A 19,204-nucleotide genomic window follows, 5' to 3' on the forward strand; every position below is an offset into this window, starting at 1 on the left:
AAGATTTAAAGACGGAGAGGGGGAGATTCGAACTCCCGTCCCATCTTTCGATGAGAAACCGCTTAGCAAGCGGGTGCCTTCGACCACTCGGCCACCTCTCCGGGTTGGTCGTTATTCTCAATTAACGGAGGGCGAGGGATTCGAACCCCCAAGGGATTGCTCCCGGCGGATTTCAAGTCCGCTGCCTTGCCAGTTAGGACTAGCCCTCCAGGAACATTAATATTATAATCAATTTCGTTAAAATGTCAACCAAACTTGCTTCAACCTGATATTGATTTTTTAATGGAAATAGTTAGAATAATAGTATGAACACAAAAAAGGCTTATTTTGCAGGTGGTTGTTTCTGGGGTGTGGAATATTTTTTTGATAAAAAAGAAGGAGTGATTTCGGCAGTCTCCGGGTATATGGGTGGTTCCCTGGAGAATCCTACTTATCAGGAAGTAAAAACCGGCACAACCGGTCATTATGAAACCGTGGAAGTTACTTATGATCCAGAGAAGGTATCCTATGAAGAATTGGCTAAGTTATTCTTCGAGATTCATGACCCCACCCAACCCGATGGTCAGGGACCGGATATCGGCGAACAATATAAATCAGTGATTTTTTATAATGATGAAGAAGAAAAACAGATTGCCGAAAAACTGATCGGGATTCTCCGGTCCAAGGGCTATAAAGTGGTGACAAAGGTCCTGCCGGTGACCAAATTCTACCCTGCCGAAGATTATCATCAGGATTATTATGCCCGAAAAGGAACCAAACCCACCTGCCATTTCTATAAGAAAAGATTCTAAAAATACCGAATTTGGCTAAACGAGATGCTATTGACAAAAAGAAGGAATAGATTAAACTACAATGTATGCCGCAATTGCCAGCCGGGATCGGTCGGTATCAAATAATTAAAAAAATTGAAGAAGGGAATTACGCAACAGTCTATAAAGTTTCACTTCAAAACCGGGAATATATTTTAAAGATTGCCCGGAAGAATTTGCCCGAATTCAATGATCTGATCAAGAGGGAATTTCAGATTCTCGCGCAGTTCACCCACCCCAATATTGTTCCTACCCACGAATACAATACCGCCCCTGATGGCCGGGCTTATTTCGTTCTTGATTACATCAAGGGAAAACCAATAAATCAATTCTTTCATGGGTTATCAGATGAGTTAATTGAGGCATTAATCCAGGTGATTAATGGACTCGGTGCTTTCCACAATAAAGGATTTGTTCATAGCGATTTGAAACCCGAACATATTATTTATAATCCTGAAGCGAAGAAGATCGTTCTCATTGATTTTGGTTTTGCCGGCATTACCACCCGACAGATTAAAAAATATGGCACGGTCGGTTATGTGGCACCAGAGGTGTTAAAGGGAATCGGGATTGACCAGCGCAGTGACCTTTATTCCTTAGGCGTAATAATTTATGAAATTTTGTCTGGTACCAATTTGAAATTACCACTCCGACCAATACAAAATATCCCCGAGCAGTTGAACAATGTGATTCTTCGTCTCCTTTCAGAAGAACCTTGTTTAAGACCCACTGTTCCGGAATTATATGAAGTCTTCACCGATCTTTTGCCCAAGAGGAAATTTGTGATTCCTCCTTACGAAGTTTCTCTTCCACCTACAATATTTGTTGAGATACCAGAGATAATGGAAAGGCTTTTAAGATTAAAAGGTGAGGCAGTGATCATCAACGGCGAGACCGGTTCTGGGAAGAGCCGCCTGTTAAAAGAGTTGAAATATAAATATCTATTTCAGGATTATGAAGTTTTTTCTTATACCGGGAGAGAAGAAGGTTACTTACACGAATTTATCTGTAGGTCTATAAATTTTAAAGATTTAAAATTTGCCGATAAGGAAGACCAGTTTCAGATCTTTGCTGAAATCACCGAGCATTTACTTGAATATGCCCGTAACCGCAGGGTTGTTTTACTCATTGATGACCTCGATGAATTGAGTGATTATGAACTTGGCTTAATGCGATTCATCGGGCATAGCCTTGAGGAGACCAATATCACACTAATTGGCACAGCCACTTCTGAACTGCGAGTTAAAGATCTAAACTTCTTTCAACTCAATTTGCGACCATTTTCCCGGAACGAAGTTCAATTATTGATTGAGAGGACATTTTTTGAAATCAAACCCCGAGATGGGCAAGATTTAACATCCTTCATCGATTGGTTATATCAGCATACAGGGGGTAATCCGCTCTTCATTGTGGAGACCCTGAAGGAACTTCATAATCAAAGAATTTTAAGATACTATATCAATCACTGGGAAATTGATATTGAAACACTGCACCGTGCCGGAATTCCAGAAAATGTCGCCGGACTATTATCAAGGAGATTGCAAAGGCTTAGTGGAAATGCCCTTGCCATTTTAAAAATTCTGATGATCGCCGATTTCCCTCTCGACCTTTCGGTTCTCTGGCAAATTCTACCCGAAATGGAGATTGCCGATTTCGAGTTTTTGCATATGCAGGGGATGATTAAGGAGGAACGGCGCGGTGAAAAGAGATATTTCACAGTGGCTAATCAGTATTTGAAGAGTCTTATTGAAAAAGAAATCAGTGAAGAAGAGGTTGTTTTTTTAAGCAGAAAGATTATTGAAGTGATTGAAAAGACAATCCCTGCGGAGGTCTTTTATCCATTGCTCGCAAGATTGTATAAAAAAATCGGTTGTCCAAAAAAGGCTTTTTATTATTCTTACAATGCAGGAGTAGTCGCAGAAGAAGTAAATGACCGTAAGGGAGCGATAAAATTTTATACCAGTGCTCTTGAATCTGTCTATAACTTGGATTCGGAAGATGCAGCATCCGTTTTCCTCCGTCTGGGCGGACTTTATCTTCTTGACGGTGAGAATCACCGGGCGATTGAGTGCTACAATAAGACGATTGGATTAGAGAAATTCAAAGTTGCCGGACTATTTGGTCTTGGCAAGGCATATTCAAATCTGGGGGATTATGGGCAGGCGATTGAGTATTTAAAGAGTGCAAGTGCAACGGCAAGCGAAGAAAAAAACAAAGTTGAGATTCTCAACCGTCTTGCCTATTGTTATATTTGTTTAAAGGATTTTGCTCAGGGAAAAAAGATACTTAAGGAAGCTGAGGAACTTTCTCGGAAGATAGAAGCGCCTGAACTTGAAGCCGAGGTATTATACTACCTTGCAACATTGGAATGGTTTAGGGGCAATCACACTGATGGATTGCAAATCGGCAGAAAATTGCTTGAGTTCTGCGATAAAAAAGGCATGATCAAGCAACTGGCTTATGCTGCAAATCTTTTGAGTTCTTTTTTTATCCAGACCGGAGATATTGAAAGTGGCTTAAAGTATATTGACATTGCGATAGAGAATTTTGAGAAAATTAAATATTTAAATGCCCTGGGCGCAGCGATGATTAATAAAGGGTTTTTAATCCTTAATGCGAATGATTTTACGGGAGCACTGAATACTTTTAAAAAGTCATTCAATATAGAATCACGACTAAAAAATCGTGTTCAGGAGTGCACAATTACTCTCTGTCTGGCAAATATCTATGAAATCACGGGGAAATTAAAAAACGCCCTTGATTATTATAAGCGGGCAAAAGATATTGACCCGGATTCAGCGTATGCGAATTATGGCATGGCAATGATTTATTACAAGACCGGAGAGATTGATAGGGCAAAGGGTATACTTGAGGAAAGTTTGAAGAAAAAACATGAGGTCTTATATCTTATAGGACTTGGACTTATCTTTTTGGTGCTGGGAAAGAAAGAACTCGCAGAGGAATATATTGAGAGAGGAATTGCAATCATGGAAAAAGAAGGCGCTGAGATTTCAATCAAGCGAGAGGTATATCTAAAATCGAGCCAGGCGTATTATGAGATAGGGGATTTTAAAAAGGGACTCAGTTTTGCCCGGCAGTTAAAAGATATTGCGATAAAAGGTAGTCGGGAATACTGGCTTGGTGATGGTTTGATAAAGATCAATGAATTCCGGCTCAAGGTGATTGGGGAACTGGATATCGAAGAGAATCTCACATATCTGAAAGAGAAAGAACTTTTGTATGATTATGCATATTTAAAGAGATTGAAGATCGAATCAATCATTGACCGTGGTATTGCCCAGGAGATGATAAAAGGGATTGCTGAGGAACTGGAATCAGTAGCCCGGATTTTCCATGCCCTTGGTGGGACATTGGAACTAAACAGGGTGGAGAAGCTCAAATTAAGCTTCTATCCTCTGGTGGTGCGTGACTATTCAAGAAGGGTTATTTCAGCTCAATATTTTGAGACATTCTCTAAACTTGCCGAACTCATAAGTTCTCGACTTGGTGATGAAGACTTTATCGTCAATATCCTTGATCTGGTGATAGAGGCAACCAGGGCTGAACGGGGAGCGGTATTCATCAAAACCGAAAAAGGGATGGAATTTGTGGCGGGCAGGAATATAGACAGAAAGACAATCAAAGATGCGGGTGAGTTATCCAGAACCGCGATAGCCGAAATAAATAAAAATAGAATCGTCTTTGTTCCCAATGCTCTTGATGACCCGCGGTTTAATATAAGAAAAAGTGTTCTTTTAAACCAGATTCGTTCCATCCTGTGTATCCCGCTTGTGGTTGGTGCCAATGTGATCGGTGCAATCTACCTCGATTCCCGGATGATTGGTTCCATCTTCAATGAACAGGACCGGGATTTTTTAATCACCATTGCCAGGATTCTTGCCTCGGTCATTGAGAAATCAATTGCCTTCCGTAATTTGAGCGAGGAGAACATTCTTCTGAAGACCAAGGTTATCAGCGATCTGGGCGCAGGTTATCTGTTGAGCAAATCCACGAAGATGAGAAGAATATATAAAACAGTTGAGGCGATTGCCAATTCCGATGCCCCAGTTTTGATATACGGTGAGACCGGAACCGGCAAGGGGATGCTTGCTCGTTTGATTCATTTAAGGAGTAGACGCCGGGATAAGAAATTTTTATCCATAAACTGCGGGGCAATCCCTGAGACTTTGCTGGAATCTGAATTATTCGGACACAAAAAAGGTGCATTTACCGGTGCGATTGCGGATAAGAAGGGTCTACTGGAAGAGGCTGAAGGCGGGACAGTATTCTTAGACGAGATTTCCAACACCACCCCTGGATTCCAGGCAAAGATGCTTGAGGCAATAGAGGATAAGATCATCCGGAGGGTGGGTGAGACGACAACGAAGAGGATTGATGTCCGTTTCATCCTCGCCTCTAACCGGGACCTTGAAATTGAGGTAGAAGAGGGCAGGTTCCGCCAGGATTTATACTTCCGAATAAATGTCTTTAAGATAACGGTTCCACCCTTGCGTGAACGGGTCGTTGATATCCCCCAGCTTGCCCGATTCTTTTTGGAGAGATATGCGAAAGAGATGGGTAAGCCGATACGGGGCTTTGCCCCTGGCGTGATGGAGCGGTTAAAGACCTACCACTGGCCCGGGAATATCCGGGAATTGATGAATGTGATTGAAAGGGCAGTCACCCTTTGCAATGGGGATTTGATTACCATGGAAGACATCGGTCTTGCAGCACCCAAAAAGGGGATAATACCTTTAGAGGAACTGGAAAAAGAGGCGGTCCTCGAGGCATTGAACGCGACAGGCTGGAATCGGACAAGGGCAGCAAAGAAACTGGGGATTGATCGGAGGACATTGTATAACTACATAAAAAAATATTCTCTATCCCCATAAACCAGTCACGAGTTTACCTCAATGGTGATCCGGACAACTGGGAAAAATTTTCCCAATGAGATCCCATTAAAATAGCGTATTTTCCAGTATCTTAGGGACTCCACATAATTGGGAAAAATTTTCTCAGTTGCGGGGTTACCAAATTCGTTTTTCTCATGAAATTTCATGAATTTTTATTGGCATGATTTTTGCTATATAAGAAGGTAAAAGGAGTCAGCATGAGAAGAGCAATAACATATATCATGATTCTTTTGGTCTTGGGCGGCATTTTTGGCTTGAGCCTCCGCCCGCATAATAACCCAATAATCGGGTCAACAGTTGATATCATTGCACCTGCAGTCGCGTATGCAGATTCCGATACGGTAAGGTCTCCTTTCCCTCCTCCTCCGCCACCGCCACCGATTGATTAATTCGCTGGAGGGGTATTTATGGGACCTGTCCATCTTTATGAGATAAAGATGATTGATGGCTCGAAATATCGGGGCGAGATTGCCTACCGGGATGATAAGATGATTGTGCTCAAATTAAACCGGCTTAATAATCTTGGAGTGGCGCAGAAGATTCGGCTCTTCTATAACGGCATAATGAGCATCCAGGAACTCGGCTGGAGAAGGAGATTTTAATTGAGGTTCGGGGCAGGTGGAATTTTTCTACCTGCCCCTTGCTCTTTTTAAATTTAATGGAGAGCAAAAATGGGATTTATGTTTAATTTAATAGCTATCGGACTATTGATAATTTCTGCGATTATATTATTTTTTTGTTCCAGAAAGGAGTGGGGTAAGATATTGATTTTTTTCGGGATTGCATTATTTTTAATGGCACTTAAGTATATTTTGAACCTGTTACATATTTATTTACCAATACTCATCTTTGATATCCTCACCCTTTTTGGTGCAATTTTGTTTTTAATTGTGACCTTATCTCTCCGCAGAATTTCCCGCGAGATGGAAAGAAAGAGCATCCACCTTAAAGGATTGTGGGAAATGGATCGGATTTTGCTCAGTGGATTGACTTCCAAAAGTATCATGGAGGCGATTAAAAAGACGATTGTTGAAATCGTTGATTGCAATGCCCTGGCGATCTATACCATTGATGCTTGGACCGGAGATTTTATCCTCTATAACAATTACAACCTTAACGATACATTCCATAGTGGGGTTCTAAGCCAGGGTAAGGATTTTCTTAAAGAAGTGATAACAAGTAAAAAGACAATATGCACTCGAGGAACGGGGTTTCGTCATAAAGATTTTTTATCGTTCATCCAAAATTTCGGTTTTAACATATGCGCCGGAGTTCCTTTGGTCATTAGAGGTATGCCGATTGGAACATTGCTAATTTTTTCTCAAAGGAAAAGGGGATATGAAAAACAAGAGATTGAGTATATTGAAGGGATTGCCCGCCAACTGGTAGTTACCATGGACAGAATTCAAACATTTGAGAAAATGAAAGAAATGACAGTAGAATCGGTCCAGGCATTGGTCCAGGCGATTGAGATGCGCGATCCATCGACACGGGGACATTCGGCACAGGTCGCCGAACTGGCGCTTGAACTTGCCCGAAGAATGGAATTTCCGGATAGAAAATTGATCCTGATCAATTTTGCTGGCTTATTACACGATGTTGGTAAGATTGCGGTTCCCGAGGATATTTTAAGAAAACCTGAGGCGCTGAACTTAGAAGAATGGAAAATCGTAAAGAATCATCCTATCCACAGTATGAACATTGTAAAACCAATAAAAAATCTTGCTGAGATTAGTAAATGGATATTATACCACCACGAGCGCTGGGATGGTTCGGGTTATCCCGAGGGTTTGAAAAAAGAGGCGATTCCCTTGGAATCAAGGATTCTGGCAGTTTGTGATGCCTTCTCCGCAATGGTGAGTGACCGACCGTATCGTAAAGGGCTCACTCTCGAAATTGCAATAGAGGAGATTAAGAAATGTGCGGGACAACAGTTTGATCCAGGAATAGTGAAGATATTTTTAAATATTCCCGAAGAATTTTTAAAAAATTTTATCAGAAGAAATTTCGAATAGAAAAATTATTCAAGAAAGGGCACAATATCTTGAGTCTTTTCCATTTTGTGAAATTATTATGCGCCAAAACAGGTGCTGGATTATTAATGGTAGCCGCACCCTTCAGAATGTGTAATTCCTTGGGATTTAGAGATATCCATCCGCAGGCTAAAGCCTTGTTCGAGAACTTGATGATCGGTCATCTTTACAAATTTTGCCTATAGGTCTCATTTTGTCTAAATAAAACATTCTATAAAAATGTGAGGACTTCACATAACATCCTATTGACTTTTCACTCCAAGTCAATATAGTTTTCAATATGAAAGCAATGATCTTGGAACAGCAAGCACCTTTGGAAAGCGAACCATTAAAGTTAAAAGAAATTGCGCTTCCTGAACCGAAAGATAATGAGATAAGATTAAAAATAAATGTCTGCGGTGTTTGCCGCACAGATTTACATATTGTGGAAGGGGAATTACCACCCCACAAAATGCCGGTCATTCCCGGGCATCAGATTGTGGGACGGGTTGATAAGCTTGGTAAGGGTGCTAAAAATTATAAACCTGGAGATAGAGTCGGTATCCCATGGTTGTATAAGACCTGTGGAAAATGTAGATTCTGTAGGTCGGGAAGGGAAAATTTATGTGATAACCCAATGTTTACTGGTTATGATGCGGATGGAGGATTCGCAGAATATGTGGTCGTCCATGAAGATTTTGCTTATTTACTTCCAGAAAATTATAGTGATAGTGAAGTTGCTCCACTTCTGTGCGCAGGGGTCATTGGCTATCAGGCATTCAAAGCTACTGGTCTAAAAAACTCGGGAAGGCTGGGTTTATTCGGCTTTGGCTCCAGTGCCCATATCTTGTTACAGGTTTGCAACCATCTCGGTATCGAAACATATGTCGTATCACGGACAGAAAAAGAACTTAAACTCGCCCAAAGACTCGGGGCAAGATGGACAGGGAGGATTGATGACGAGATGGGAACTTTACTCGATGCCGTCATTGTCTTTGCTCCCAGCGGCGAACTGCTGGTCAAGGCGTTGAAAAAGATTGATAAAGGAGGAATTGTGGTCTCAGCAGGTATCTATACCACGCCCCTGCCTGGATTTGATTATTCCCATATCTATCCAGAAAAGACTTTGACCTCGGTCGCCCATACATCAAGAGATAATGTCCGGGAATTTTTAAATCTTGCAGGGAAATTCAAGATTAGAACTGAAATAAATGAATATAAATTAGAAGATGCGAATCAGGCGCTACTGAATATAAAATATTCAAGGGTCTCGGGTTCATCGGTTCTGATTATCCAATAGTTTTTACAGAAACGATTTCCAGTCACAAAAAAATTGACTCCAGTATATACCTTAATGTCTAAAAAGGTGTACCAATATTTAAGCCTTTGAATAATAGGAAATTGCAGACCCGATTTTTCTTGACTTTGAATGCATTTTTAATATAATTAAGCCATGAAAGGAGGCATAATGCGCTATATTAAACTAACTATCCCTATAATATTAATTGCTGTTGTATTCTTTGGTTGCCCAAAGAAGCAGGTGGTAAAACCTGTAGAACCTGCTCCAGAGGAAACGACCGTCGTTGTTCCTAAAGAAACGACCGTTGTGGAAACTAGACCACAACTTGTTTTGGAACGAATATTCTTCGACTTTGATAAATCCGATATCCGCCCGGATGCCGCTGAGACTTTGAAAAAGAATGCCGAGATGCTCAAGTTGTATCCGGATGTAAAAGTATTAATAGAAGGCCACTGTTGCGAAATCGGGACCGCTGAGTATAATATGGCTCTTGGCGAGCGTCGAGCAAAGTCGGCTCGGGACTACCTAATTATGCTTGGCATTTCACCGGATAGACTTTCGACCGTAAGTTACGGTGAAGAAAGGCCATTGGATCCAAAGGTCCTGGAACGAAATCGACGGTGTGAATTTGTGATAATAAAGTAAAATTTATGGAAATTAAGATCAATTCGAAGCATCCCTGGGGGTATCAGTCAAAATTTAGATTTTGGCTCCTGATACCCCCGCTTGTTATCTTGACTCTTTCCCTGCTGGGAAGTTTGAGCTGTTTAAGCCGAACCCGTTTTAATAATTTCAACTGGCAAATGGATAGTTTGAGATTTTATACAATAAAATTTGATAGTCTGCTCCAAAACCAGTCAAGAGAAACAAACCAGTTAAGAACTGACTATTATACCAAATCCGAGGAGATTTCCGAAAAGATTGAAATGTTAAATACACGCCTGAGTGAACTCGAAACCCAATTAACCCAGATAAACGAAAAGTTATCCCGGGGTAAAAGGGCTTCTCCAGATTCTGAAGAAGTTTCCTCGGTCAGTCCGGAAGCCCGAATGATTTATGAATCAGCCTATCTCAATTATGTGAAAGGGAATTACAATGAAGCGATAACCGGGTTTCGATCTTATTTAAAAATCGCACCGGATTCGCCGCTCGCAGATAATGCCCTATACTGGATTGGAGAATGCTATTACTCAATGGGGAAAAGGCAGGATGCGGTGGATACCTTCAATGAATTGATCAATAAGTATCCTCAGAGCAACAAACGGTCTACTGCCTTATATAAAATTGGCATCATCTATGAAGAGGCAAAAGATATCAAGACCGCAAAGACATATTATGAAAGGGTGATCCGGGAGTTTCCTAATGCTCCAGAGGCATCCTTGGCAAAGGAAAGGTTGAAAAAGTGAATATCTTTCGCGTTTTTTTGGAATCCAGTCTTGCCGCCCAGATTATCATGGTGATTCTGGTCGTGTTTTCCATCTGGTCCTGGGCGGTATTTTTCAGGAAACTTTACGAACTGGGAGTGGTGAACCGGCGGAGCAAATCATTTCTAATGAGTTATCAGTTTCATAAGCATATTAAGGAAATGGAAAATCTCGGACATCTTTTAACGGATAATCCATATGGGAAGATTTTAAAAAGCGGCATCGAGGAATTTAAAACTCTAAAATCAGCAGGCAATCCGGAATTTCTGCAACTGGCGGAGAATATCAAACTGGCGATGGAACGGACCAAAGCAAAAGAGATAGAGACGATTGAAAGTGGACTCCCGGTGCTGGGCACGATCGTGACGGCGAGCCCATTTTTAGGGCTTCTGGGCACGGTCTGGGGGATAATGGAATCATTTTTGCAGATCCGGGCACGCGGCTCAGCCCATATTACAGTTGTGGCACCAGGAATTTCGGATGCTTTAATCACGACCGTCTATGGGCTCCTGGTGGCAATCCCAGCGTTAATTTTTAATAACTTATTGCGCAGCCGAATAATAAAATTGGATACCCAGCTTGATAACTTCATTAGTGAGGTATTTGCTCGCTTAAAAAGGGGACTCGTTGAAAGCGAATAGGAATAATGGCTTAATTCAAGATTTGAATATTACCAATCTGGTGGATGTGGCACTGACCGTGTTGGTCGTTTTTATCATCACCGCGCCGATGATGACCCCTGGTATCGATGTTAACCTCCCCCGCACCGATGCTTCGTTACCTCATGATGAAGAAGGGATTACAATATCTATAAAAGAAGATAAGCAGTTATTTATTGAAGGTGATAAAGTCAAATTTGAAGATTTTGAAGCAAAACTAAAAAAGATTCTCGAAAAAAAGCCACCCGGAGTTATGGTTTACCTGAGAGCCGATAAGAATATTGATTATGGATTTGTTATTGAAGTGATTGGCAGAATGCGTAAGGCAGGGGTAAAGGATTTAGGACTCGTTGCTGAAATACCGCAGGAAGAATGAACCGTTTTACATTCCTTTCCATTTTGCTCCATCTCCTTTTATTTGGCACGATTGCCCTTTCCTCAAGGAATACATTCAAGTCAATTCCAAAAATGGAAGTCTATAAAGTAAGTCTTGCGCCTTTGCCCCAACCAAAGGTTGCAGGTATTCCTGAGCCACCTGCCGAGCCACCATCTACAATAAAAGAACCCGAGAAAAAAATTGAAGAAAAAAAGCCACCCGAAGAAAAGAAGGCGGTGGCAAAAAAAGAAACGAAAGGGACTAAAGAAACCGAAAAGACCAAAGAAACCAAAAAGAAAGGCTTACCTGATGGACTTCCTGATATCAAACCCCAGATTTATACCGGCAGTGGTCGGGGATTTACATATTCTTATTATTTGAATATCTTATTAAACAAAATTGCCCAGAACTGGAATAATCCATACCGGGATAAAGATGTAATATTAAAGTCAATTGTCTATTTTGAAGTTGATAAAAATGGTGTGATTTCTAATATCAGGATTGAAGAAGATTCAGGCGATGAGATTTATAACGAATCCACAATCCGGGCGGTGGCGCTAACCAAAAGACTCCCGCCTTTACCCGAAGAATTTTCTGATGATTATCTTAAGGTACATTTAGAATTTCTAACCGCAAAATGAAAAATTATTCTAAATTCTCTATTTACTTTTTTTTAGTTGGAATCCTCTCAGCCCAAGATGTATATCTGAGACTAACTGACTATGCGGGCGGAAAGACAAATATTATAATTGAACCATTCAATCCCCAGGGTACACCTGACTTTATTACAAAAGTAAAAAATATAGAGTCAATAATAAAATTTGACCTTGATTATTCTTTATATTTTGAGATACTCGCTGATACAAATGCGCTAACCGGAAATCCCAAGAAAAGTGGTGTCATATTAAAGGCATCAAGCAAAGAACCGAATCTGACGATAAGCCTCATTGACTTTGAAACCAAGCAGAAAATCGGTGAATTTACCTTACCTCTATCTGGTGAATTAAGGCATTATGCACATACCCTCTCTGATAAAATTATTGAAACAATAACCGGAGAAAAAGGAATCTCTACAACCAAGATTGTCTTTTCATATCGTTCAGGAACCGGTAAAGAACTGGCAATGATTGACTATGATGGTTATAACTTTACACAACTGACAAAAAATAATAATTTCAATCTCTTTCCCTGCTGGGCACCGGATGGTAGCAGGGTTCTTTATTCAACTTATATAAAAGACCGATTGAATCTAAATCTTCTTGACCTGAATCAGAAGACACTGACAATCATTTCCACCCATGCGGGATTAAATTACGCACCGGACTGGTCTCCGGATGGCACAAAGATTGCCCTGACTTTAACCAAAGATGGCAATGCCGAAATTTATCTTCTTGATTTAGAAAGTAAACAGTTATACAGACTTACCAACAATCGTGCGATTGATTGCTCACCGGTATTTTCACCCAACAGCCGAGAAATTGCCTTTGTCTCTGACCGCTCAGGAATGCCACAGATTTATATAATGGATATTTATGGCACAAATGTAAGGCGTCTGACATATCATGGTGATTATAATACCTCACCTGCCTGGTCACCAAGGGGTGATTTGATAGCATATGTATCAAGGCAGTCAAATTATTCCCAGCAGATCTGTGTCACTGACCCGAATGATTTCCAGCCCATTCAATTGACATTTGAAGGAAATAACGAAGAACCATCTTGGTCACCGGATGGATTGCATATTGTATTTATCTCAAACCGCACTGGCCAGTATGAACTCTGGACAATGAACTGGGATGGCACAAGGCAGCGCAAGTTAACCCAGGGGCTTGTCGCCTACTCACCTGACTGGTCCCCATTTTTGAAATAATCTTAAGAGTCTTAGCCAATACGACCCATAGCACCACATTTTGTTTCATAATTTCTTCCCTTTTTAACTACATACCTTTTTCCTGTTGATACATGTTTTGTCTATAAGGCAAAAATCAACATTTCCTGCCTGGCGAGAAATGTTGATATTTGAGCATCATACCCTATTTCATATCTCAACCACCTCCAACACACTGATATACACGACTTATTAATTTTTTCAGCAATTAAAAAATGTTAATTTATTTAATCCAAATTGGATATTCTAAAACAGTAATCCCAGTAAATCTGCAATCAATGCTATTGAAAAATGCAGTATCGCACAGGGGAGGAAACTTTTTCCACGAATTGCAACAACCCCTAAAAAAATTCCCGCAATGATTGAGCCGTAAGCCTCAAGGGCTGGTTTGCGATAGTGTAATAAGGCAAATGGAATAGTCTGAATCAATATTGCCAATCTGGAATCAATCTTTTTTGAAAGACCGAAGAGCATAAATCCGCGGAAGAATAGTTCCCAACCAAACATATAACATAAGTGAACAAATTCATAGACTAAAAGATTATTGATTCCCCTTCGGGCAGTATGGGAAAGCGGATATACAGTCTTGAAGTTAGTAAATTTGAAGACAAGCAGAACAATCGGTATCATTATACACAGGATTATCAAGATATCCTTGGCCCAGACCTTATAATCACCGATTCGTATTCCATAATCTTTTGGTTTATTTTTAAAGATAACCATCGGTACAATCGGCGAGATTCCATAAATTATCCCCAGCACCAGCAATTTTTCAAAAAAAGATTCGTTGGGAAAGAATATTCTTGTTCGCTTGAGGTAGAGCGAAAATAATAATACAAAAGTTGAATAACAGATAATCACCAGAACCTCTAAATCAAACTTTTTTAGTTCCGCAATTATTTCATTTATCCACTTTTTCATATCAGTATTCGGCTGAATAAATTTTATAATTGTCTCGCTGTTTTCTAAAATAACCTTTAACTGAGGCAGGCTGTATCACGCCGCCAAATACAAGCACCTTTTCATTCTCATATTTAGCAATCACCCTCAAGCCAAGACTGCAATGGGCATAGATAGTGTTATTTGAATTAGAATCAATCCAGATTTTTAGTCCCGACATCATTATATTTATTGAGTCTGCCACATTTAAAAATTCACTTATTGTTGATTTCAAACCCTCAAAATCAAGTTGATTTTTATCAAGGTAGTCTTTATCAAGGTAATTCAAGATTGTTCCTGCTTCTTCTTTTTCCACTGCATTTTTTAGGGCATTTATATCCCTTATCAGATTCTTCTTTTCATTAGGTAGCAATTTTATTATCACAAACAGAATAAAAATTACGAGCACTCCAATTGAAATGAGCCGTATAAATCTCATGATAAAAGTAATAAAATACCCAGTCCAAAGAATAGCAGGGCAGTGAGGATTTTAATAAGCGGAATCTTTTTTGATAAAATATTTGCAACATCTCCACGGGAAAAAAGATTTGCCAAAAGTGCAATTACAATTAAAGGCAGTATGAACATAAGGTTATAAATGATCAAAAGAAAGAATGGTTTCAAACCAAAATTCCCTCTTGAGATAGCAAATGTAATTGTGGGCAAATAAACCTGGCCAGTGCACCCGAATTCAAGAAAAGAAATGAGAACGCCGGCTACGAAAGACCCAATCATTATGCCACCGACACCGGTCTTCTCTTTTATTTCTTTATGGATTTTTTGTTTGATTATTAAAGGAAGTTGTAAAATCATTTTATTGGTAGCACCAGTACGGGCAACAAAGTAATCATAAAAACTCAATACACCGAGAACAATCGCCAGAATGCCAAAGGATAAAAATATTATCCTTCCAATTATCTTTATCCCAGTTACTGCATTCAGGAGAACATAGGCACCAAGTCCTATGGCGAGATAACATAAAAAGACCGCAATAATAAAAGATATTGACATTACGACTATTGTCTTCCTTCGTCTTCCGATAAACAATAAATAACTTATAAAGAAGATAATCGTGGCAAATGCACACGGATTAACACCATCTAAAAAGCCCGCAATCATAACACCGATTATTGAAAATTTAGAAAACCTCTGAATGATATTCTTTTCCGCAGTAATAAATTTTAATGTATCAAGCCTGGGACTGCCGTTATGGTATTTTAATATCAAACCCTCCAATTTATCTGCACTGATATCTTTTATGATATAATCATCACCGATGAATATTGCCGGAACAATCAATTTTTTTTCTGCTGGGATTTGCCGTAGATCACCGAGTCCTTCAAAGAAAATTTTACTCGTATCATCAAAGATATTGTAACGATAAACGATAAGATTTAAATATTTTCGTGTTAGGGCATTTAATAGTAATTCAACACGATTACATTCAGGACAGGATGGTTGATAAAAATAATATAAATTGATATCCTGAGTTTTAACCTGCAAAGTATCAGGTTTTATTTCTATCGTATCTTTTTTTATGATTGGATTTTTAATACCTGCATATTTTTTAAGTGCTGGTTCCAGTTTTTTTCTCACCTCTTCTGGTCCATAAAATGCCGAATCGCCAACAAATACTACAGGTAAATCCTCACCGATATTTTTGATATTCTTTTCTTTTTCCCATTGTTCAAGCAATTTATAGTTATCAAAATTGTTCAGGTCATATTTTTTTAATTGAAAATCATATTTGTTTTTTAACTTTGGTATATCATCAAGCAAAATATCCATACAATGACCACAAGCAGGCGAATAGAAAAAATGAACAACCGGTTTTTGTCTGAGTGTATCTGAGCAGTGAGCGAAATTTGTTAAATCCAAAAGCCAAATGCCAAAAGTCAAACGATAAAAAATCAGAAACAGGTTTTTAAATTTTATATATATGGGGGATTGGGAATTGTGGATTTGGGATTTTTTCATAAATAAAATGGGTCATGCAGGACTCGAACCTGCGGCCACCGGATTAAAAATCCGATGCTCTACCACCTGAGCTAATGACCCAGCATCTCAAAAATTCTACTTATTATATCGAAATTTTAGCCTGAGTCAAGGGTTAAATTTTTTACGATTTCCGGTAAGACCTTTCCGGCAGGTCCATGAATGCTAATATCTACCAACGAAGTGATAGGGGTGGGCTCAAGATTAATTTCGATCGTCTTCACCCCATAGTTACTGGCGATCTCAGGAATTCCTGCAGCGGGCCAGACCACGCCAGATGTTCCAATGACGATTGCAACATCGGCCGCGGATAAAAATTTCATTGATTCCTGCCAGACCTCTTGGGGAATTGCCTCTCCGAACCAGACAACATCGGGTCTTAACAGCCCACCGCATTTACAATAGGGCATCTTTTCAATCCGGGCATTTTCAATCCGGTCAATCCTGCCACATTTCAGACATCGGGTTCTGAAGATATTGCCATGCAATTCCAAGACATTTCTTGAACCCGCACGCTGATGGAGATTATCAACATTCTGGGTCAGAAGCAAAAATTTTTCAAAATGATTCTCAAGCTCAACGAGGGCATAATGCGCGGGATTTGGTTGCGCCCGAGAAATAATTTCCTGTCGCCACCGATACCATTCCCAGACCAACTCAGGATTGCGGGCAAATGCCTCGGGGGTGGCGAGGTCCGTTGCTGAATAATTGCGCCATAATCCATCTCGCCCTCGAAATGTTGGAATGCCGCTTTCGGCTGAAATCCCTGCTCCGGTCAACACAAACAAACTTTTTGCGTTTTTTAATATTCTGATTGCGTTATCGGTCATTGACGATTATATCGGAAAAGTTTACCATTTTCAAGATTAAAAATAAATCCCCAGACTCCGCAAAAATTGGATTATTTGATGGTGGAATATTATCACAATTGCCCCACCCGCACTTAAAAATGGTCCAAAGGGAATGGGATTGTCTTTGCTTTGATGGGTGAGTGCAAGATAAATTATTCCGAATATTGTGCCGATCAATGCGGCAAAGAATATTGCCGGGATGATCATAGGAAAACCGGTGAATGCACCAATCAGGGCTACCAGATACACATCACCCATTCCCATCACCTCTTTTTTATAAGCCCAGCCACCCAGAATTCTTATCAGAAAGATAATACCGCCACCGAATAATGCACCAACCAAACCCGTTAAAAAATTTTGATTAAGAAATTGATAGATCAACCCAATGAATATCCCGGGAATGGAAAGGATATCCGGAATAACCTGATGGGTGAAATCGATACCAGAAATCACGATTAGAATTAAAAAGAATAAGGCAGTAAAAAAGAAGTTAACCTGGAAAGAGAATTTCTTAAATGACCAGAGCAACAATAATGCTGCCAGTAATTCAACTATCGGATATTGAAGAGAAATGGGTTTTTTACATTTCTGGCATCTACCGCCTAAGAATATAAAACTTAAAATTGGAATATTTTCATACCAGCGGATTGGCTTATTACACCGGGGGCAGAAAGAACCCGGAGTAATTATAGATAAGCCTCTGGGCAACCGGTAAATTAGAACATTTAAAAAACTACCAATTGCAGCACCAAAAATGAAAACAACGATTGCATAGAAGGTTTTCAAGTTAAATGCCCTTGTCTTTCAAGTCGTAATACACAGCAAAGGAATCAAGACATTTGCATATTGATTCCATACTTTCTTTAATCATCGTGAGGACTTCATCTTTGCTGCTTTGCATTACCTTGGGAATTGCCAGCACTACTTTTTTCAAACCAGGTATGAGGTTGGTATTAATAATCTCGTGTTCCGCAAGGCTAATGAAGACATCCGCATTATTTAAAGGCTCCCGATAGTCATTTTCGACAATTATCTTGTTGCCGATGTCGACCAGGGTTTTGGTTAGGCCATAAAAGAGATATTTTATCCTTTCGCATAACTTTAATTGGTCTTCCAAACTATACCGGTTGATTTTTTCTACCGTGGTTTTTATCTCCTCAATATTTTTCTGCATCGTTTCGTAAATTTCTCTAAATTCTCCCGTCCCCATAGCGGATAATTATATATGTAAATCATTGTTTGTCAATAAACTATTCTCCACCGCTTATTGACAATTCCGCAAAATTAGATATTATTATTTACTTTACAAGGAGGCTCAATGAAAAGATTGCTCAGCATTTTGGGGCTTTTCCTGCTGATCGCCTGTGAGTCAGGCATGGAGGTAAATTTAGAGTGCTGGGTGAAACACACCTGTCAAGTGGTGAATGTTGAGACGAGTATTCTGGGAGAAAAAACACGTGTCTTTGTTAACCTTACCTGGGGCTGGACCCTTCAGAGGCCGCAAATTGATGCGGTGATTGTGGAGAGAAGTGGTGATTCGACGAATTTCGTAGCGCTTGACACCGTGCCCTGCGATACATTGATGTTTTTCAATGATGCGGATACCACCCTCAGACCCAATACCAAAGTTTATTATCGACTTAAATCACTTTATGGGAAAGCGACTGAACACATCATCGATGTGACGGTAAATATTCCTGCCCCACAACATTTTTATCAACCCGATACGGAATTTGTCACCATTCCCAACGATACACTTTGGATTTGTTTTGCCCGTCTTCCCGGCTTTGACACAACCGATATCACCATCTATAAAGGGGCAGCCAAGTCCGTGGACAGCCTGCTTCATAACCTAACCAATCCCCTTTTTGATACTACGATAGTGGATACCATCATCTACATAACTAATGTCGATTCCATCCTTCCGGTTGATACCGTCCCTTATACTATCAAAATAAGTTCTTCTAAGATGGCAGCACTTGATTATATTACAGATACTTCAATCGGCTTTCGGGCATTTGTGAGACAATAGACAGCG

The 19,204-nt window shown here is 39.9% G+C and carries 19 protein-coding genes and 3 tRNA genes; 13 read left to right on the forward strand and 9 right to left on the reverse strand.

Going from position 1 to position 19,204, the window contains the following annotated elements:
* Positions 1 to 12: 12 nt before the first annotated feature.
* Together ABIL39_02005 and ABIL39_02010 are read right to left on the reverse strand one after the other, a co-directional pair.
* Positions 13 to 101, reverse strand: a tRNA-Ser gene (locus tag ABIL39_02005).
* Between the two features lie 24 nt (positions 102 to 125).
* Positions 126 to 209, reverse strand: a tRNA-Ser gene (locus tag ABIL39_02010).
* Positions 210 to 305: 96 nt separating this feature from the next.
* Here ABIL39_02010 and msrA point away from each other — a divergent pair.
* The 12 genes from msrA (at position 306) to ABIL39_02070 (ending at position 13,363) form a co-directional block, all read left to right on the forward strand.
* On the forward strand, positions 306 to 791 hold the full coding sequence (gene msrA / locus ABIL39_02015) for a peptide-methionine (S)-S-oxide reductase MsrA (protein MEO0164895.1): 486 nt from the start codon (positions 306 to 308) through the stop codon (positions 789 to 791).
* A 65-nt stretch (positions 792 to 856) separates the two neighbouring features.
* Positions 857 to 5,701, forward strand: coding sequence for a sigma 54-interacting transcriptional regulator (locus tag ABIL39_02020; protein MEO0164896.1), 4,845 nt, complete (start codon positions 857 to 859; stop codon positions 5,699 to 5,701).
* Between the two features lie 218 nt (positions 5,702 to 5,919).
* A complete protein-coding gene (locus ABIL39_02025; protein MEO0164897.1) occupies positions 5,920 to 6,111 on the forward strand; it encodes a hypothetical protein in 192 nt (63 codons plus the stop codon).
* Positions 6,112 to 6,129: 18 nt separating this feature from the next.
* Entirely contained in the window at positions 6,130 to 6,324 is a 195-nt protein-coding gene (locus tag ABIL39_02030) for a hypothetical protein (GenBank protein MEO0164898.1), read from the forward strand.
* Positions 6,325 to 6,516: 192 nt separating this feature from the next.
* Positions 6,517 to 7,737 carry an HD domain-containing phosphohydrolase gene (locus tag ABIL39_02035; GenBank protein MEO0164899.1) on the forward strand — a complete coding sequence of 407 codons (1,221 nt, stop codon included), beginning with the start codon at positions 6,517 to 6,519 and terminating at the stop codon, positions 7,735 to 7,737.
* A 298-nt stretch (positions 7,738 to 8,035) separates the two neighbouring features.
* Positions 8,036 to 9,034 (forward strand): zinc-dependent alcohol dehydrogenase family protein, encoded by a 999-nt coding sequence (locus ABIL39_02040; GenBank protein MEO0164900.1) that lies wholly within the window; start codon positions 8,036 to 8,038, stop codon positions 9,032 to 9,034.
* A gap of 168 nt (positions 9,035 to 9,202) precedes the next feature.
* On the forward strand, positions 9,203 to 9,679 hold the full coding sequence (locus ABIL39_02045; GenBank protein ID MEO0164901.1) for an OmpA family protein: 477 nt from the start codon (positions 9,203 to 9,205) through the stop codon (positions 9,677 to 9,679).
* A 158-nt stretch (positions 9,680 to 9,837) separates the two neighbouring features.
* On the forward strand, positions 9,838 to 10,440 hold the full coding sequence (gene ybgF / locus ABIL39_02050) for a tol-pal system protein YbgF (protein MEO0164902.1): 603 nt from the start codon (positions 9,838 to 9,840) through the stop codon (positions 10,438 to 10,440).
* The gene (locus ABIL39_02055; protein MEO0164903.1) at positions 10,437 to 11,099 is read left to right on the forward strand and encodes a MotA/TolQ/ExbB proton channel family protein; all 663 of its coding nucleotides are present in this window, start codon (positions 10,437 to 10,439) and stop codon (positions 11,097 to 11,099) included. The genes ybgF and ABIL39_02055 overlap by 4 nt, the downstream gene beginning before the upstream one ends.
* Positions 11,086 to 11,493, forward strand: a complete 408-nt coding sequence (locus ABIL39_02060; protein ID MEO0164904.1) for a biopolymer transporter ExbD — start codon at positions 11,086 to 11,088, stop codon at positions 11,491 to 11,493. Before ABIL39_02055 ends, ABIL39_02060 begins: the two co-directional genes overlap by 14 nt.
* On the forward strand, positions 11,490 to 12,134 hold the full coding sequence (locus ABIL39_02065) for a TonB family protein (GenBank protein MEO0164905.1): 645 nt from the start codon (positions 11,490 to 11,492) through the stop codon (positions 12,132 to 12,134). Before ABIL39_02060 ends, ABIL39_02065 begins: the two co-directional genes overlap by 4 nt.
* Complete coding sequence (locus ABIL39_02070; protein MEO0164906.1) at positions 12,131 to 13,363, forward strand: Tol-Pal system beta propeller repeat protein TolB; 1,233 nt, start codon at positions 12,131 to 12,133, stop codon at positions 13,361 to 13,363. Before ABIL39_02065 ends, ABIL39_02070 begins: the two co-directional genes overlap by 4 nt.
* Positions 13,364 to 13,627: 264 nt before the next feature.
* Here ABIL39_02070 and ABIL39_02075 read toward each other — a convergent pair whose 3' ends face one another.
* The 7 genes from ABIL39_02075 to ABIL39_02105 all read right to left on the reverse strand — a co-directional run bounded on the left by ABIL39_02075 (position 13,628) and on the right by ABIL39_02105 (position 18,376).
* Entirely contained in the window at positions 13,628 to 14,302 is a 675-nt protein-coding gene (locus ABIL39_02075) for a CPBP family intramembrane glutamic endopeptidase (protein ID MEO0164907.1), read from the reverse strand.
* 1 nt (position 14,303) lies between these two features.
* Positions 14,304 to 14,759: a hypothetical protein gene (locus ABIL39_02080; protein ID MEO0164908.1), complete on the reverse strand. Its 456-nt coding sequence runs from the start codon at positions 14,757 to 14,759 to the stop codon at positions 14,304 to 14,306.
* Positions 14,756 to 16,108: a hypothetical protein gene (locus tag ABIL39_02085; GenBank protein MEO0164909.1), complete on the reverse strand. Its 1,353-nt coding sequence runs from the start codon at positions 16,106 to 16,108 to the stop codon at positions 14,756 to 14,758. Before ABIL39_02085 ends, ABIL39_02080 begins: the two co-directional genes overlap by 4 nt.
* 197 nt (positions 16,109 to 16,305) lie before the next feature.
* Positions 16,306 to 16,378 (reverse strand) — tRNA-Lys (locus ABIL39_02090).
* Positions 16,379 to 16,413: 35 nt separating this feature from the next.
* Positions 16,414 to 17,145, reverse strand: coding sequence for an NAD-dependent deacylase (locus ABIL39_02095; protein ID MEO0164910.1), 732 nt, complete (start codon positions 17,143 to 17,145; stop codon positions 16,414 to 16,416).
* A gap of 36 nt (positions 17,146 to 17,181) precedes the next feature.
* Positions 17,182 to 17,952: a prepilin peptidase gene (locus ABIL39_02100; GenBank protein ID MEO0164911.1), complete on the reverse strand. Its 771-nt coding sequence runs from the start codon at positions 17,950 to 17,952 to the stop codon at positions 17,182 to 17,184.
* Position 17,953: 1 nt separating this feature from the next.
* Positions 17,954 to 18,376, reverse strand: coding sequence for a hypothetical protein (locus ABIL39_02105; protein ID MEO0164912.1), 423 nt, complete (start codon positions 18,374 to 18,376; stop codon positions 17,954 to 17,956).
* 108 nt (positions 18,377 to 18,484) lie between these two features.
* Here ABIL39_02105 and ABIL39_02110 point away from each other — a divergent pair, with 108 nt between their 5' ends.
* Positions 18,485 to 19,198 (forward strand): hypothetical protein, encoded by a 714-nt coding sequence (locus tag ABIL39_02110; protein ID MEO0164913.1) that lies wholly within the window; start codon positions 18,485 to 18,487, stop codon positions 19,196 to 19,198.
* Positions 19,199 to 19,204 lie beyond the last annotated feature (6 nt).

The organism is candidate division WOR-3 bacterium (genome assembly GCA_039802205.1).
In the GTDB taxonomy this organism is placed as follows: domain Bacteria; phylum Hydrothermota; class Tepidihabitantia; order SM23-42; family JAOAFX01; genus JAOAFX01.

Bases quoted from the DNA above. Each gene is read 5' to 3' on its own strand.
- ABIL39_02025 (MEO0164897.1), top strand. From the start codon at position 5,920: ATGAGAAGAGCAATAACATATATCATGATTCTTTTGGTCTTGGGCGGC.
- ABIL39_02040 (MEO0164900.1), top strand. From the start codon at position 8,036: ATGAAAGCAATGATCTTGGAACAGCAAGCACCTTTGGAAAGCGAACCA.
- ABIL39_02105 (MEO0164912.1), bottom strand. From the start codon at position 18,376: ATGGGGACGGGAGAATTTAGAGAAATTTACGAAACGATGCAGAAAAAT.
- ABIL39_02045 (MEO0164901.1), top strand. From the start codon at position 9,203: ATGCGCTATATTAAACTAACTATCCCTATAATATTAATTGCTGTTGTA.
- ABIL39_02030 (MEO0164898.1), top strand. From the start codon at position 6,130: ATGGGACCTGTCCATCTTTATGAGATAAAGATGATTGATGGCTCGAAA.
- ABIL39_02095 (MEO0164910.1), bottom strand. From the start codon at position 17,145: ATGACCGATAACGCAATCAGAATATTAAAAAACGCAAAAAGTTTGTTT.
- ABIL39_02035 (MEO0164899.1), top strand. From the start codon at position 6,517: ATGGCACTTAAGTATATTTTGAACCTGTTACATATTTATTTACCAATA.
- ybgF (MEO0164902.1), top strand. From the start codon at position 9,838: ATGGATAGTTTGAGATTTTATACAATAAAATTTGATAGTCTGCTCCAA.
- ABIL39_02085 (MEO0164909.1), bottom strand. From the start codon at position 16,108: ATGGATATTTTGCTTGATGATATACCAAAGTTAAAAAACAAATATGAT.
- msrA (MEO0164895.1), top strand. From the start codon at position 306: ATGAACACAAAAAAGGCTTATTTTGCAGGTGGTTGTTTCTGGGGTGTG.
- ABIL39_02065 (MEO0164905.1), top strand. From the start codon at position 11,490: ATGAACCGTTTTACATTCCTTTCCATTTTGCTCCATCTCCTTTTATTT.
- ABIL39_02020 (MEO0164896.1), top strand. From the start codon at position 857: ATGCCGCAATTGCCAGCCGGGATCGGTCGGTATCAAATAATTAAAAAA.
- ABIL39_02075 (MEO0164907.1), bottom strand. From the start codon at position 14,302: ATGAAAAAGTGGATAAATGAAATAATTGCGGAACTAAAAAAGTTTGAT.
- ABIL39_02070 (MEO0164906.1), top strand. From the start codon at position 12,131: ATGAAAAATTATTCTAAATTCTCTATTTACTTTTTTTTAGTTGGAATC.
- ABIL39_02110 (MEO0164913.1), top strand. From the start codon at position 18,485: ATGAAAAGATTGCTCAGCATTTTGGGGCTTTTCCTGCTGATCGCCTGT.
- ABIL39_02080 (MEO0164908.1), bottom strand. From the start codon at position 14,759: ATGAGATTTATACGGCTCATTTCAATTGGAGTGCTCGTAATTTTTATT.